The 14398-nt window shown below is 68.6% G+C and carries 11 protein-coding genes and 1 rRNA gene; 5 read left to right on the top strand and 7 right to left on the bottom strand.

Going from position 1 to position 14398, the window contains the following annotated elements; genetic code table 11:
* Positions 1 to 7 precede the first annotated feature (7 nt).
* Complete coding sequence (gene glgP / locus HQ308_RS18025) at positions 8 to 2587, bottom strand: alpha-glucan family phosphorylase (protein ID WP_222647415.1); 2580 nt, start codon at positions 2585 to 2587, stop codon at positions 8 to 10.
* A gap of 238 nt (positions 2588 to 2825) precedes the next feature.
* On the opposite strand from glgP, the gene HQ308_RS18020 reads away from it, so the two are divergent.
* The 3 genes from HQ308_RS18020 to HQ308_RS18010 are packed head-to-tail and all read left to right on the top strand — an operon-like array spanning position 2826 to position 8505.
* Complete coding sequence (locus HQ308_RS18020; protein ID WP_056448945.1) at positions 2826 to 4832, top strand: maltotransferase domain-containing protein; 2007 nt, start codon at positions 2826 to 2828, stop codon at positions 4830 to 4832.
* Positions 4829 to 7045: a 1,4-alpha-glucan branching protein GlgB gene (glgB, locus tag HQ308_RS18015; RefSeq protein WP_222647414.1), complete on the top strand. Its 2217-nt coding sequence runs from the start codon at positions 4829 to 4831 to the stop codon at positions 7043 to 7045. Before HQ308_RS18020 ends, glgB begins: the two co-directional genes overlap by 4 nt.
* On the top strand, positions 7042 to 8505 hold the full coding sequence (locus tag HQ308_RS18010; RefSeq protein ID WP_261776288.1) for a metallopeptidase: 1464 nt from the start codon (positions 7042 to 7044) through the stop codon (positions 8503 to 8505). Before glgB ends, HQ308_RS18010 begins: the two co-directional genes overlap by 4 nt.
* Here the strand turns inward: HQ308_RS18010 and HQ308_RS18005 are convergent.
* Positions 8502 to 9383 (bottom strand): tetratricopeptide repeat protein, encoded by an 882-nt coding sequence (locus HQ308_RS18005; protein WP_056448951.1) that lies wholly within the window; start codon positions 9381 to 9383, stop codon positions 8502 to 8504. The genes HQ308_RS18010 and HQ308_RS18005 overlap by 4 nt on opposite strands.
* 69 nt (positions 9384 to 9452) lie before the next feature.
* The gene (locus HQ308_RS18000; protein WP_082544701.1) at positions 9453 to 9845 is read right to left on the bottom strand and encodes a DUF3817 domain-containing protein; all 393 of its coding nucleotides are present in this window, start codon (positions 9843 to 9845) and stop codon (positions 9453 to 9455) included.
* Positions 9846 to 9995: 150 nt separating this feature from the next.
* On the opposite strand from HQ308_RS18000, the gene mce reads away from it, so the two are divergent.
* Positions 9996 to 10472: a methylmalonyl-CoA epimerase gene (gene mce, locus HQ308_RS17995; RefSeq protein ID WP_027505478.1), complete on the top strand. Its 477-nt coding sequence runs from the start codon at positions 9996 to 9998 to the stop codon at positions 10470 to 10472.
* A gap of 70 nt (positions 10473 to 10542) precedes the next feature.
* Positions 10543 to 11511, top strand: coding sequence for a hypothetical protein (locus HQ308_RS17990; RefSeq protein ID WP_222647413.1), 969 nt, complete (start codon positions 10543 to 10545; stop codon positions 11509 to 11511).
* A 3-nt stretch (positions 11512 to 11514) separates the two neighbouring features.
* Here the strand turns inward: HQ308_RS17990 and HQ308_RS17985 are convergent, their stop codons facing one another.
* From HQ308_RS17985 to rrf, 4 genes are all read right to left on the bottom strand, one after another.
* The gene (locus HQ308_RS17985; protein ID WP_082544702.1) at positions 11515 to 11835 is read right to left on the bottom strand and encodes an ATP/GTP-binding protein; all 321 of its coding nucleotides are present in this window, start codon (positions 11833 to 11835) and stop codon (positions 11515 to 11517) included.
* A 23-nt stretch (positions 11836 to 11858) separates the two neighbouring features.
* Positions 11859 to 12563 carry an endonuclease NucS gene (gene nucS / locus HQ308_RS17980; RefSeq protein WP_222647412.1) on the bottom strand — a complete coding sequence of 235 codons (705 nt, stop codon included), beginning with the start codon at positions 12561 to 12563 and terminating at the stop codon, positions 11859 to 11861.
* 31 nt (positions 12564 to 12594) lie between these two features.
* Complete coding sequence (locus HQ308_RS17975; RefSeq protein ID WP_027505474.1) at positions 12595 to 14145, bottom strand: adenylate/guanylate cyclase domain-containing protein; 1551 nt, start codon at positions 14143 to 14145, stop codon at positions 12595 to 12597.
* A gap of 128 nt (positions 14146 to 14273) precedes the next feature.
* Positions 14274 to 14390, bottom strand: a 5S ribosomal RNA gene (gene rrf / locus HQ308_RS17970).
* Positions 14391 to 14398 lie beyond the last annotated feature (8 nt).

Below are 14398 nucleotides of genomic sequence, written 5' to 3'. Positions count from 1 at the left end.
GAGGGACCTACATCGGGGACGGACCCGCGACCCGACCGAGCTCGGCGTCTCCCGCGAGCAGCGGATGGTGCGGCAGGACCCGCACCGTGTATCCGACCGACCCGGAGAGCGGCAGCGTCGTGTCGGCGAGGAACCGCTCGCCGCCCGCGGCCGATCCCTGGTGCAGCATCGGGACCGTCACGACGTCGCCGAGCTGCTCGTCCTGATCGACGTGGCCGAACACGGCCTGCACGGACACGTCCGACGGGCCGAGTCCGCCGAGCCCCACCGTCGCGGACAGGGTGAGTGTCGAACCCAGCACCGGGGTGTCCGGCAGCCCGTCCGCCTCGACGTCGGTCACCGTGACCGCGGGCCACGCCGAATCGACGCGGCGCCGATAGTCGGCCATGGCCTTCGCACCGGCGTAGTCGTCGGAGATCGCCGCCGCACCCGCCCGGGTGGCGGGACCGTAGTACTGCTGCGTGTAGTCGCGAACCATCCTGGACGCCAACACCTTCGGGCCCGTGACCGTGAGGGTGTGCCGCACCATCTCGACCCAGCGCGCCGGCAACCCGTCGTCGCCCCGGTCGTAGAACTTGGGGAGCACCGACTTCTCGAGCAACTCGTACAGCGCCGCGGCCTCGAGATCGTCGCGGCGGTTCTCGTCGACGACGCCGTCGGCGGTGGGAATGGCCCAGCCGTTCTCCCCGTCGTACATCTCGTCCCACCATCCGTCCCGGATGGAGAGGTTCAGTCCACCGTTGAGAGCGGACTTCATGCCCGAGGTGCCGCACGCCTCGAGCGGCCGCAACGGGTTGTTGAGCCAGACGTCGCATCCCCAGTAGAGGTAGCGGGCCATCGACATGTCGTAGTCGGGCAGGAAGACGATACGGTGCCGAACGTCGTGCTGATCGGCGAATCGCACGATCTGCTGAATCAGGGCCTTGCCACCGTCGTCCGCGGGGTGCGACTTGCCGGCCACCACCAGCTGTACCGGGCGGACCGGATCGAGCAGCATGGCGCGCAGGCGCTCCGGTTGCCGCAGCATCAACGTCAGTCGCTTGTAGGTGGGGACACGGCGCGCGAATCCGACCGTGAGCACCGACGTGTCGAACACGTCGTCCGTCCACGCGAGTTCGGCGTCGGTGGACCCGCGCTCGAGGGCCGAGTGGCGCACGCGGCGGCGCACTTCCGCGACCAGATCGGACCGCAGCGCCGAACGCGTCTCCCACAGGTCCGATGCGGAGACCTCGGCCAGCTGCTCCCAGCCCTGCGCCTCCTCCATCGTGCGGGTTCCCACCGTGCGCGCCGCGAGGTCGAGCCACCGCTGCGACGCCCACGTCGGTGCGTGCACGCCGTTGGTGACCGAGCCGATGGGGACGTCGGACGCGTCGAATCCGGGCCAGAGTTCGTCGAACATGCCGCGACTGACGATGCCGTGGAGCTTGGAGACTCCGTTCGCGCGCTGCGCCGACCGCAGCCCCATGTGGGCCATGTTGAACACCGCGGGGTCGCTCTCGCGGCCGAGTTCGAGGATGCGTTCCATCTCGATGCCGGGCAGCAGCGACGACTCCGCCGTGCCGTCGCCGAAGTAGAGGCGCACCAGATCCGCGGGGAAGCGGTCGATACCGGCGGGCACGGGAGTGTGCGTCGTGAAGACGGTGGACGCTCGCACCGCGGCGAGCGCGGAATCGAAGTCCAGCCCGCCCGCGTGCAGTTCACGGATGCGCTCGAGACCGAGGAAGCCGGCGTGGCCCTCGTTCATGTGGAAGACGCTGGGCGCGGGAAGCGAGTGGTACTCGGTGTAGGCGCGCACGGCGCGGACGCCGCCGACCCCGGCCAGGATCTCCTGCTTCACCCGGTGGTCCTGATCGCCGCCGTAGAGGCGATCGGTCACGCCGCGCAGCTCGGGATCGTTGTCGGCGATGTCGGAGTCCAGCAGCAGCAGCGGGATGCGTCCGACCTGGGCGATCCAGATACGCGCGCGCAGCACGCGGTCGCCCGGCATCGCGACGTGGACGAGCACCGGGGAATCGGACTCGTCGATGAGCAGTCGCAGCGGCAGACCCTGCGGGTCGAGGGACGGATACCGCTCGGCCTGCCAGCCGTCGGCCGTCAGCGACTGGCGGAAGTACCCGGAGCGGTACAGCAGGCCCACGCCGATGAGGGGCAACCCCAGATCGGACGCGGCCTTGAGGTGATCGCCGGCGAGGATGCCGAGACCACCGGAGTAGTTGGGCAGCACCTCGGAGACGCCGAACTCCATCGAGAAGTACGCGATGCCCACCGGCAGATCCGCACCGGAGTCGACCTGCTGCTGGAACCATCGGGGTTGCGCCAGGTAGAGGTGCAGATCGGCGACGAGATCATCCACGCGCTGGACGAACGCGTCGTCGTTCGCCAGGTCCTCGAGGCGGGACGAGCGCACCTCGCCGAGGATGCGCACCGGATCGCGGTCACCACTGACCCACAGGTCCGGATCGATGCTCTCGAACAGCTCCAGGGTCGGCGGATGCCACGACCATCGCAGGTTGACGGACAGTTCGGCGAGTCCGGAGAGTCGGGCCGGGAGCTGCGCGCGGACGGTGAATCTGCGGAGTGCTTTCACGATTCCGAAGACTACTGCGGGCGACCGCCGCGCACCGTGGTTCCGCGTTTGCCGAGGAGCCGTTCGGGTACTTCTCCCGGTGGCGTCCGAGACTGCCGCGTGCCTCGTCCGCAGGTCGCGTCGGTGCTCTCGGTCGGTTTCGAGAAAGACCGGGGCATCTCGTCTACGGTTGACTTCGAGCTCAGCCCGACAACCCGACATCGACAGAACTGCGACAACCAGCAGAAAAGGGGCTTCGGTGACAGGCCGTATCGGCATCGACGACGTACTACCCAACACATCGTCCGGTAAGTATCCCGCCAAGGCCGTTGTGGGAGAGACATTCCCGATCACGGCCGCGGTGTGGCGCGAGGGGCACGACGCCGTCAACGCGACGTTGGCGGTTCGCGGGCCCGGCCAGGGCAAGTCGGTCCACATCCCGATGGTCCCCGGCGAGCAGCCGGACATCTTCCACGGTGTGTTCACTCCCGACGCCGAAGGCTTCTGGATCGCCCGCATCGAGGGCTGGGGTGATCCGATCGCCACCTGGATGCATGCGGTCGAGGCGAAACTCGGCGTGGGCCAGGGGCCGGCCGAACTGGCCAACGATCTCGAGACCGGCGCACGCCTGTTCGAACGCGCCGCGAAGAACGTCGGTCGCTCGGAGAAGCCACTGCTCGAGAACGTCGTGACGGCGCTGCGGAGCGACGCACCGCTGCCGTCACGCGTCGCACCGGCGTTCACGCCCGAGGTGCGCGAGATCCTGCACGAGACGCCGCTGCGCGAGCTGGTGACGCGCGGCGAGGCGATCAACGTCTGGGTCGACCGCCGCGAGGCACTCGTCGGATCGTGGTACGAGCTCTTCCCCCGCTCCACGGGCGGCTGGAACGAGGACGGCACTCCTCGCCACGGCACGTTCGAGACCACCATCGGCGCGCTCCCCCGCGTGGCGGCCATGGGCTTCGACGTCGTCTACTTCCCGCCGATCCATCCGATCGGCAAGGTGAATCGCAAGGGCCGCAACAACACTCTGACTCCGGGACCCACCGACGTGGGCTCGCCGTGGGCCATCGGCTCGTCCGAGGGCGGCCACGACGCGGTGCATCCCGAGCTGGGGACGGTCAAGGAGTTCCGCGCACTCGTCACGGCCGCGCGCAAGCTCGGCCTCGAGATCGCCCTGGACCTCGCCCTGCAGTGCGCCCCGGACCACCCCTGGGCCGCCGCACATCCCGACTGGTTCACCGTGCTCCCCGACGGCACCATCGCCTACGCGGAGAACCCGCCCAAGAAGTACCAGGACATCTACCCGGTCAACTTCGACAACGATCGCAAGGGCATCTACGCGGAGGTGCTGCGCGTCGTCAAGTTCTGGATCAGCCAGGGAGTCAAGATCTTCCGGGTCGACAATCCGCACACCAAGCCACCGGACTTCTGGGAGTGGCTCATCGCCGAGGTCAAGAAGACGCACCCCGACGTGCTCTTCCTCGCCGAGGCGTTCACGCGTCCCGCGCGGCTCTACGGTCTCGCGCGACGCGGTTTCACGCAGTCCTACACGTACTTCACGTGGCGCACGGCCAAGTGGGAGCTCACGGAGTTCGGACAGGAGATCGCCGCCAAGGCCGATCTGGGTCGACCCAACCTGTTCGTCAACACGCCGGACATCCTCCACGAGAGCCTGCAGAAGGGCGGCCCCGGCATGTTCGCGCTGCGTGCCGCTCTCGCCGCCACCCTGTCCCCCACGTGGGGCGTGTACTCGGGATACGAACTCTACGAACACGTTCCGGTGCGCGAGGGCAGCGAGGAGTACCTCGACACGGAGAAATTCGAGTTGCGCCCCCGCGACTTCGAAGGCGCACGGGCTCGCGGCGAATCGCTCGAGCCGTGGTTGACCATGCTCAACGCCGTCCGCAAGGCGCACCCGGCGTTGCAGCAGTTGCGCAACATCCACTTCCACCACGTCGACAACGACGCGATCATCGCCTACTCGAAGTTCGACGCGGTGACCGGTGACGCGGTGCTGGTCGTGATCAACCTGAACCCGTTCGGCGCCGAGGAAGGCACCGTCTGGCTCGACATGCCGCAGATCGGCCGCGACTGGCAGGAGCACCTGACGGTCACCGACGAGGTCAGCGGTCAGCAGTTCCAGTGGGGCCAGGCCAACTACGTCAAGCTCGAGCCGTGGCGGTCGGTCGCCCACATCCTGGCGCTGCCGCCCGTCCCGTTCCCCGCCCGCACCGAACTCGCCTTCCGGAAGGAGATCTCATGACGGAACGCACCACCCCCGGCGCGAGCACGGACACCCTCGCCGCTCCCGGTGATCACGACCTCTCGCTGCTCGCCCGCGGGCAGCACCACGACCCCCACTCCGTTCTCGGCGCGCACCCCATGCCGGGCGGCACCGCCATCCGGGCGTTGCGTCCCAACGCTCTCAGCGTCACCGCGGTCATCGGCGGGAAGGACCACGAGCTCACACACGTCGCGCACGGTGTGTTCTCGGCCCTGGTGCCGGTGGAGGACCTCGCGGACTACCGGCTCCGCGTCGAGTACCCGGGCGGTCACCAGGTGACCGTCGCCGACGGCTACCGCTTCCTGCCGACCCTCGGCGAGCTCGATCTCCATCTCTTCGGAGAGGGGCGCCACGAACGACTCTGGGACATCCTCGGAGCGCATCTGCAGAGCTACACCACGCCCGACGGACCCGTGAACGGCACCTCGTTCGCGGTGTGGGCCCCGGGCGCCGTCGGCGTCACCGTCGTCGGCGAGTTCGACGGCTGGGGCGGACAGACCTGGCCGATGCGCGTGCTCGGCACCACCGGTGTGTGGGAGCTGTTCGTCCCCGACATCGGCGCCGGCACGCTGTACAAGTTCCGGGTGCACGGCAAGGACGGCTCGGTGAAGGACAAGGCCGACCCGATGGCCTTCGCCACCGAGGTCCCGCCGTCGACGGCGTCGGTCGTGAACCAGTCGTCGTACGAGTGGTCGGACGGTGACTGGATCACCGCCCGCGCCGAGCTGGAACCGCACCGGGCGCCGATGAGCGTGTACGAGGTGCATCTCGCCTCCTGGCGCCCCGGACTGAACTATCGCGAACTGGCGGAACAGCTCTCGGCTCACGTACGCGAGACCGGCTTCACCCACGTCGAGCTGCTGCCCGTCGCCGAACACCCCTTCGGTGGATCGTGGGGATATCAGGTCACCTCGTACTACGCACCGACGTCGCGCTTCGGCACCCCCGACGACTTCCGCGCCTTCGTCGACCTCCTGCACCGTGACGGCATCGGTGTCATCGTCGACTGGGTCCCGGCGCACTTCCCCAAGGACGACTGGGCCCTCGCGCGGTTCGACGGCTCCCCGCTCTACGAGCACGGCGACCCGCAGCGCGGCGAGCAGTTGGACTGGGGCACCTACGTCTTCGACTTCGGTCGTACCGAGGTGCGCAACTTCCTCGTCGCCAACGCGCTGTACTGGATCGAGGAGTTCCACATCGACGGGCTCCGCGTCGACGCGGTCGCGTCGATGCTCTACCTGGACTACTCGCGCCCCGAGGGTGGGTGGAGCCCCAACATCTACGGCGGTCGCGAGAATCTCGAGGCCGTGGCGTTCCTGCAGGAGATGAACGCGACCGTGCACAAGCTGCACCGCGGCGTCGTCACCGTGGCCGAGGAGTCGACCTCGTGGCCCGGCGTCACGCGTCCCACCAGCGTGGGCGGCCTCGGCTTCTCCATGAAGTGGAACATGGGCTGGATGCACGACACGCTCGGGTACATCGGGCGCGATCCGATCCACCGCGCGTACCACCACCACGAGGTCACGTTCTCCCTGGTCTACGCCTGGAGCGAGAACTTCGTGCTGCCCATCAGCCACGACGAGGTCGTGCACGGGAAGGGCACGCTCTGGTCCCGCATGCCGGGTGACGACTGGGCGAAGGCCGCGGGTCTGCGCGGCATGCTCGCCTACATGTGGGCGCATCCCGGCAAGCAACTGCTGTTCATGGGCCAGGAGTTCGGCCAGACCGCCGAGTGGTCCGACGAGCGCGGTCTCGACTGGTGGGAGATCGGCGAGGAGGGAAGCGGCTCGCTGCACCGCGGTGTGCAGCACCTGGTCGGCGACCTCAACCGCACCTACGTCGCAGGCCCGGAGTTCTGGACACAGGACGGCTCGCCCAGCGGCTTCTCGTGGATCGACGCCAACGACACCGCGAACAACGTGCTGAGCTTCCTGCGCTTCGGCGACGACGGCTCCGTCACGGCCTGCCTGTTCAACTTCTCCGGTTCCCCGCACGGCGATTATCGTGTTGGATTACCCGAGCCGGGCCGGTGGGTCGAGATCCTCAACACCGACGCGGAGGTCTACGGCGGTTCGGGTGTGGGCAACCTCGGTGAGGTCACCGCGACCGAGCACTCGTGGCACGGTCGTCCGGCATCCGCTCGGGTCGCCCTTCCGCCCTACGGAGCGATCTGGCTCAGACTGGAGAGATGATGCGCGGGGCCCGCGTCCGGTTCGGCTGGTCCGCGAGCCTCCTCGCACTCGCCGTCACCACCGTGCTCACATCATGTGGCGCGGTGGTGACGGGCTCCCCCGTCTCCATCTACGACGATCCCTTCACCGTCGCCGGTCTCCCCGTCACGGACGGCCCGTCCGGCCCCAGACCCGGTGTCTCCCATGCCCAGCTCAACGTCGACGGCGCCGCCGGAACCGACGTCGACCTGCTGGCGACGGACGCCGTGGACGACATCCAGAAGTTCTGGCGCACCACGTACTCGACGCTGTTCCGCGGGTCCTTCCAGCCCGTCCGGTCACTGGTGTCCTGGGATGCCACAGCCGACGCCGGCGAGGGTCCGCTCTTCTGCAGCGAACCGACGGACGGACTCGCCAACGCCGGATACTGCTCGCTCGACGACAGCATCGGCTGGGACCGCGGGCTGCTCATGCCGGCCATGATCGACGCGTTCGGACCCATGTCGGTGGTCATGGTGCTCGCCCACGAGTACGGCCATGCCGTGCAGACGCAGTCCGGCCTCGTCGGGGACGACGACCCGACCATCGTCGCCGAGCAACAGGCAGACTGCTTCGCGGGCGCCTTCATGCGCCATGTCGCCGAGGGCGACTCGACCCACTTCACGCTCGACACCTCGGACGGGTTGAACGACGTCCTCGCGGCCACCGTGGCCGTCCGCGACGTCGACCCCGGTGATCCCGACTCGGTGCACGGCTCCGCGTTCGAACGAGTCACCGCCGCCCAGATCGGCTTCACCGACGGCGCCGGGGCCTGCACGCGCATCGACGAGAAGGAGGTCGAGTCGCGGCGCTCGACCCTTCCCCAACAGTTCGACAGCCCTCTCGACACCGGCGAGCTCCCCGTCACGCAGGACTCGCTCGAGCAGTTCGCCGCGACGTTCGAACAGGTGATGCCCACCACGGATCCCCCGACGGTCGACTACTCCGGCGCCGACACCGGGTGCGCGGACGCGCTCACCACCGAACCGGTCTCCTATTGCCCCTCCACCAACACGATCGGTATCTCGGTCGACGCGCTGGCCGATCGCGGACGTCCCACCGAGGTGAGCGAGGACGACATCGTGCCGCTCGACGTCACCGGTGACTACGGCGCCTATGTCCTCTTCGTCTCCCGGTACGTGCTGGCCGTGCAGAACGAGGCCGGCCAGGGCCTGACGGACGCCCGAGCCGCGCTCCGGTCGGCGTGCCTGTCGGGAGTGGTCACCGCAGCACTGAGTCCCTCCGACACGGACGCGGCGCAGAGGTCGACGGTGACACTGTCACCGGGCGACCTCGACGAGGCGGTGTCGGGTCTGTTGTCGGACGGGCTCGCCGCGAGTGACGTGGACGGTCGCACGGTCCCCAGCGGCTTCGCGCGCGTCGACGCGTTCCGCTGGGGCGTGCTGGGTGGCCGGGAGGCGTGCGACGGCCGCTACTCCTAGTAGAGGGCGGACGCCAGCTTGCGTCGAGCGGTGACCACCAGCGGATCCGCCGGGTCGAAGAGCTCGAACAACTCGAGCAACCGGGCGCGAGCACGGGCGCGATCGTCCTCACGCGTGCGCCGGACCAGCTCCACGACACGAGCGAACGAGTCCTCGGTCCGCTGCTGATACAGCAACGCGTCGGCCGCCTGGAGACCGAGATCGACGTCGTCCGGCGCCGCGTCGGCCTGCTCGACGATGTCGTCCGGCAGCCCCTGGACGCGTGCCAGGAATCGGACCTGACGCACGCCGTTCAATGCCTGCTTGTTGGCCGGCTCGGCGTCGACGATCTCCTGGAAGGCCGCCTCGGCACCCGCGAGGTCACCCTCGGCGAGCGCGGCCTCGGCTGCGTCGAAGCGCGGGTCCTCGGGCTCGGGGGCCGGTTCGTCGGCGTTCGGGACACCGGTCAGCTTCCCCTCGACGGCGCGGGCGATGGCCGCCAACCACTCACGCAGGCTCTCCTCGGGCTGCAGGCCCTGCAGATCCGCGAGGGGCTGGCCTGCTGCGACGGCGACCAGCGTGGGAACGGCCTGCACGCCGAAGGCCTGCGCGATGCGCGGATTGACGTCGACGTCGACGTTGGCGAGCACCCAGGCGCCGTCACCCTCGACCGCGAGGGCCTCGAGGGACTGCGTCAGCTGCAGCGACTGCGGGGAGCGCGGCGACAGCAGATTGACGATCACGGGGACCTGGCTCGAGCGCACCAACACCTCGGCCTCGAAGTCCACCTCCGTCACCGTGACGGAGACCGCGAGACCGTTGGCGGCGGTGGGAGACGGCGGCGCGGACGCGGCCTGCGCCTTGGCCTTGAGCGCCGAGAGGTCGACCGCGCCGGACATGGCGGCGGCTGCCGCGGCCGACGGACGTACTGGTGGGCGAGATCCGGGTCGAGTCACGAGGTTATTTTGTCACTCCGCCGCGGCCCGCGGCGATGCGGCTCCGGCCGATCGAACCAGACGTCCGGTCCTCGACGCCCACACCTCGAAGACGATGGTGCCGAAGGGCGGGATGCTCGCGAGGAGTGCGAGCACCGTGACGCCCTTGCTCCACCGCAACGCGAGGGCGGTCAGCACGGTGATCACGAGGTACAGGACGAAGACCGCGCCGTGCAGCATGCCCGGGATCCGGACACCACTGTCGATGTTGGGGTCGGGGACGTACTTGACAGCCATGCCGATGAGCAGCGCGACCCAAGTGACGGCTTCCGCGACCGCCACGACGCGGAACCACCGCACGATCGGCGGCTGCGAGACCGTGGAGGACGCGGCAGGTGCGGTGCTGGAGAGCTGGTTGTCGGCCATGTGTCCATTCTGCCGCAGTCGGTGAACGGTCCTCGACCATCGGCGGCGTCGCCTTGGCCACACAGAGTTGGCGGTCGTCCAGAGATGCCGTCGATCGATTGTGACCCAGACCACGCCCGAACTGCCGGAAAAAAGGTCTAACGTCAAAGTATGACGACCACCGACGAGCACACGACGGCGACCGCGGACGCGGTGACGGCAGGCCTCGTGACGGCCATCGACCACGTGGGGATCGCAGTGGCCGACCTCGACGTCGCCCTCGAGTTCTACCGGGACCACTTCGGGATGACGGTGACCCACCGCGAGGTCAACGAGAGCCAGGGTGTCGTCGAGGCGATGATCTCCGTTCCCGGTGCCGCCGACGGCGCCGCGCAGATCCAGCTCCTCGCTCCCCTCGACGAGACGTCGACCATCGCCAAGTTCCTCGACCGGAACGGTCCCGGCCTGCAGCAGCTCGCCTTCCGCGTCCGCGACGTCGAGGAGACCGCAGCGTTCCTCCGCGAGCGTGGTGCCCGGTTGCTGTACGACGCTCCCCGCCGCGGTACCGCCGATTCCCGGATCAATTTCGTGCACCCCAAGGACGCCGGCGGCGTCCTCGTCGAGCTGGTCGAGCCCGCCGCGAGCTGACCCCTCCCCGGGACCCGTCGTGATCAGCACCCGACGGCCGAAACGGGGCGCGTGACGGTAGGTTGTCCGCATGGCACCAGAGAACGTCAGCGGTAGCAGCTCCCTGCCCTTCAGCGTGGTCCGCAAGGGGTACGACAAGGACGAGGTCCAGCGGTACTTCGAGCGGTTCGATGCCGAGCTCCGCGTCATCGCGACCGATCGCGACGCGGCGGCCGCGCAGGCCCGCGATCTCGCGGTCCAGCTCGAGGACGCCCGCGACGAGATCGACGATCTCCGTAAGGACATCGATCGGCTGTCGGTCCCCCCGACCACCGCCGAGGGCATGAGCGATCGCATCTCTCGCATGCTGCGACTCGCCTCGGACGAGGCGTCCGAGGTGCGCGCCAAGGCCGAGGCCGACGCTGCCGAACTCGTGTCCGTGGCCGAGCAGGACGCCACCCGCATGCGCGGCGAGTACGAGGGCCTGGTGGCCGAGCTGAAGGACCGACGGTCCGCACTCGAGACCGAGCACGAGCAGACCATGGCCGAGGCACGCACAGCCGCCGCCCGCATCGTCGAGGAGGCGCAGGCCGAGCGTGATCGCCTCGCCGCCGAGGCCGAGAAGAAGCGCGCCGCGGTGCAGGAGGACTTCGAGATCACGATGGCCGATCGCCGCACCAAGGTGATGAACGCCGTCGACGAGCTCGAAGCCGACTCCAAGGCCGAGGCGGATCGTCGGCTCGCCGATGCCACCGCCGAGGCCAAGCGTCGGCTCCAGGCCGCCACCGAGCAGTCGGAGCGCCGCATCGCTCACGCCAAGGAGCTCGCCGAGGAACTGCGAGTCCTGCGTGGCCGGGTGCTCGCTCAGCTGCTCGGCATCCGCGGCCAACTCGATTCCGTGCCGGCCATGCTCGCCTCGGTCAACCGGGAGAGCGAACTGCTCGACGCACCGTTGGCGCCGGACGATCTCGAGATCGACGAGTCACTCCTCGACGAGGCACCGGTCGAGACGTCGACCGAGCGCTCCTCGAACGGCCAGTCGAGCTCGACCCAGTCCTGAGAGTCAGGACCACCTGCGGGTGAGCCCGCGGGTGCCGCGGCCGGACCAGCATCCGGTGTGCCAGTGCCGCCTGTCGTCGGGTCCGCCGAGTTTCTCGGCGGGCCAGACGACCACGTGCGCCACACCGGGCATGATCTCGTGGTCGCAGCCGGGGCACCGGTAGGTCTTGGTCGCACGAGCGCCGGGAATCGGGCGCACGACGTACTCCTCGTCGCCGTCGAAGGACGGGCCGCGCTCCACTCGCGCCGTGGCGTCACCGAACGTCGGCGCGGGTCGCCCCGGTCGGCCCGACCGGCCGGCTCGTTGGTTGTTGCGTCTCGGCACTCGACCGATGGTAGGCGACCGCGTCAGAAGAGCGTGAACGCGGACGATTCGATTCCGCGGAGCGAGTCGTAGTCCAGTGTGAGGCAACGAATCCCGCGATCCTCCGCGAGCGTCTTCGCCTGCGGCTTGATCTGCTGGGCCGCGAACACGCCCCGCACCGGAGCCAGCAGTGGATCACGGTTCAGGAGTTCGAGATAGCGAGTCAACTGCTCGACACCGTCGATGTCTCCTCGACGCTTGATCTCCACCGCGACCGTCGCACCGTCGTCGGCGCGGCACAGAAGGTCCACGGGTCCGATCGCCGTCGGGTACTCCCGGCGTACCAGGGTGTACCCGTCACCGAGCGTGTGCACGTGCTCGGCGAGCAGTTCCTGCAGATGGGACTCGACGCCGTCCTTGGTCAGACCCGGATCGACACCCAGCTCGTGGCTGCTGTCGAGTTCGATGTCCTCGATCGTGATGCGCAGTTCCTCGCCGGCCTTGTTGGTCACGACCCACAGCTGTCGGTCCGCGGGCACGACGTCGCCGTCGGCAGGGAGAGCCTCTGCAGGGTTCTCGACCAGCCAGCACGGCGGCGTCATCCAGTTGAGCGGCTTGTACGCCCGATCGTCCGCGTGGACGCTCACCGATCCGTCGGACTTGACGAGCAGCAGACGCTTCGCCCACGGCAGATGGGCCGTCAACCGGCCGACGTAATCGACCTGACACCGAGCAATGACCAGACGCACCGGGCCACCCTATCGACCGTGTGGGCCGCCGTCAGGCAGGGGTCGCGAGCTGCGTCTCCTCCGACCGCCCCCGCAACGTCACGCTCTTGCCGAACGACCACTCGTCACTCGACTGATTGTGGGCGTGCTCCACCGTGCGTGCCGACGCCACCAGACGCCCGTCCGCAGACTTGGCGAGCTCGGACAACCGGGCCGCCTCGTTCACCGGATCTCCGATGACCGTGTACTCGAATCGTTGCTTCGCACCGATGTTGCCCGCGACGGCTCGCCCGGACGCGATACCGATGGCTGCCTGGCAGTCCGGGACCTCGTTCTCGAGTCGCCGCATGATGGCGCGAGCCGCGCTGAGGGCCTCCCCGCAGTGATCGTCGAGATCGCCGGGAGCACCGAAGATGGCGAGCGCCGCATCGCCCTCGAACTTGTTGACGAAACCGTGATGCTTGTCCACCTCGTCGACCACCACGTCGAAGAAGCGGTTCAACAGATCCACCACCTGCGCCGGGGGCTGGGAGGCAGCCAGCTCCGTGGATCCGATCAGGTCGATGAAGAAGACGGCGATGTCGCGCTCCTCGCCGCCGAGCTCGGGATTGCTCTTCAGCGCGGCCTCGGCGACCTCCATGCCGACATGGCGACCGAACAGGTCCCGGATCTTGTCCCGCTCGGCGAGGCCCTCGGCCATGCGGTTGAAGCCGCTCTGCAGTTCGCCGAGCTCGGTGCCGTCGTAGACGGACACCCGTGCGTCGAGGTTGCCGCGTTCGATCTCGACCATCGCCGAGCGCACGTTGTCGATGGGCGCCGTCGTCGCCAGACCGCCGAGCAGCGTCAGCGCGAAGCCGAACAGGAACGTGATGCCGCCGAGCGCGAGGATGGCGACTGCGAACTGGTCGGCGGTGGTGTCATCGCGGATGAACGAGGCGATGGCGATGACCATGAGTCCCGCCACTGGGACGCCGGTACCCAGGAGCCACGAGAGGATGGAGCGCCCCATCACCCCGGCGATACGGATACGGCGGAGATCGCCGGCCTCGAGAGCACGCGCCGCCGCCGGGCGCAGAGCGAACTCCGTCAGCAGGTAGCTGAACGCGCAGACGGTCGCACCACCGAACGCGATGGTGAACGCGACCTTGGGGATGGAGTTGGGATCGATGATGCCGTCGGCCGTCGTGACGATGACGAGCCCGCCGATCCAGAGACCGATCTGCAACCGGGTGAGCCGCCACGGCATCGCCAGCGTGCGCTTCTGTTCCTTGCGGGTGGGCACGCGGTCCTCGATGGCCCAGCGCAGTCCCTTGACGGTGCGCTTGGTTCCCCACCCCACTCCGATGAGGAACGCGACCACGAGGTAGCACGGGATGAGGATGAAGTTCACCCACCAGTACTCACGGGGCGTGACGACGTCCGGCCCCGGCACGACCACGCTGATGAGTGCACCCACGATCACGGCGCCGATCGCGTTGGCGCCCAGCAGGAAGACGGTGAGCAGAATCTGCACCCGGATACGCCGGCGACGCGGTGATTCCTCGGTGTGCCCGAGCAGCGGGGAGCCCAGAGGCGATATCGAGCGTCGTGGTTTCTGCGGCATGGTGGATACGAGACTATCCCGGCGCGCGTACGACGGGACTCTGCTTGATCGGACTGTGTCCGGACACCGATACCCGTGAATGCAGAAAGCCCCCCGACCGGTGGTCGGGGGGCTTTCTGGGAAGGGTTGTTCGGCGGTGTCCTACTCTCCCACACCCTGTCGGGTGCAGTACCATCGGCGCTGGAGGGCTTAGCTTCCGGGTTCGGAATGGGTCCGGGCGTTTCCCCTCCGCTATGGCCACCGAAACTCTGTG

Origin of the sequence: Rhodococcus sp. BP-241 (genome assembly GCF_019836145.1) — a bacterium.
Lineage (GTDB): Bacteria > Actinomycetota > Actinomycetes > Mycobacteriales > Mycobacteriaceae > Rhodococcoides.
The sequence above is the reverse complement of the archived record's forward strand: the minus strand, read 5'-3'. Positions and strand labels throughout refer to the sequence as shown.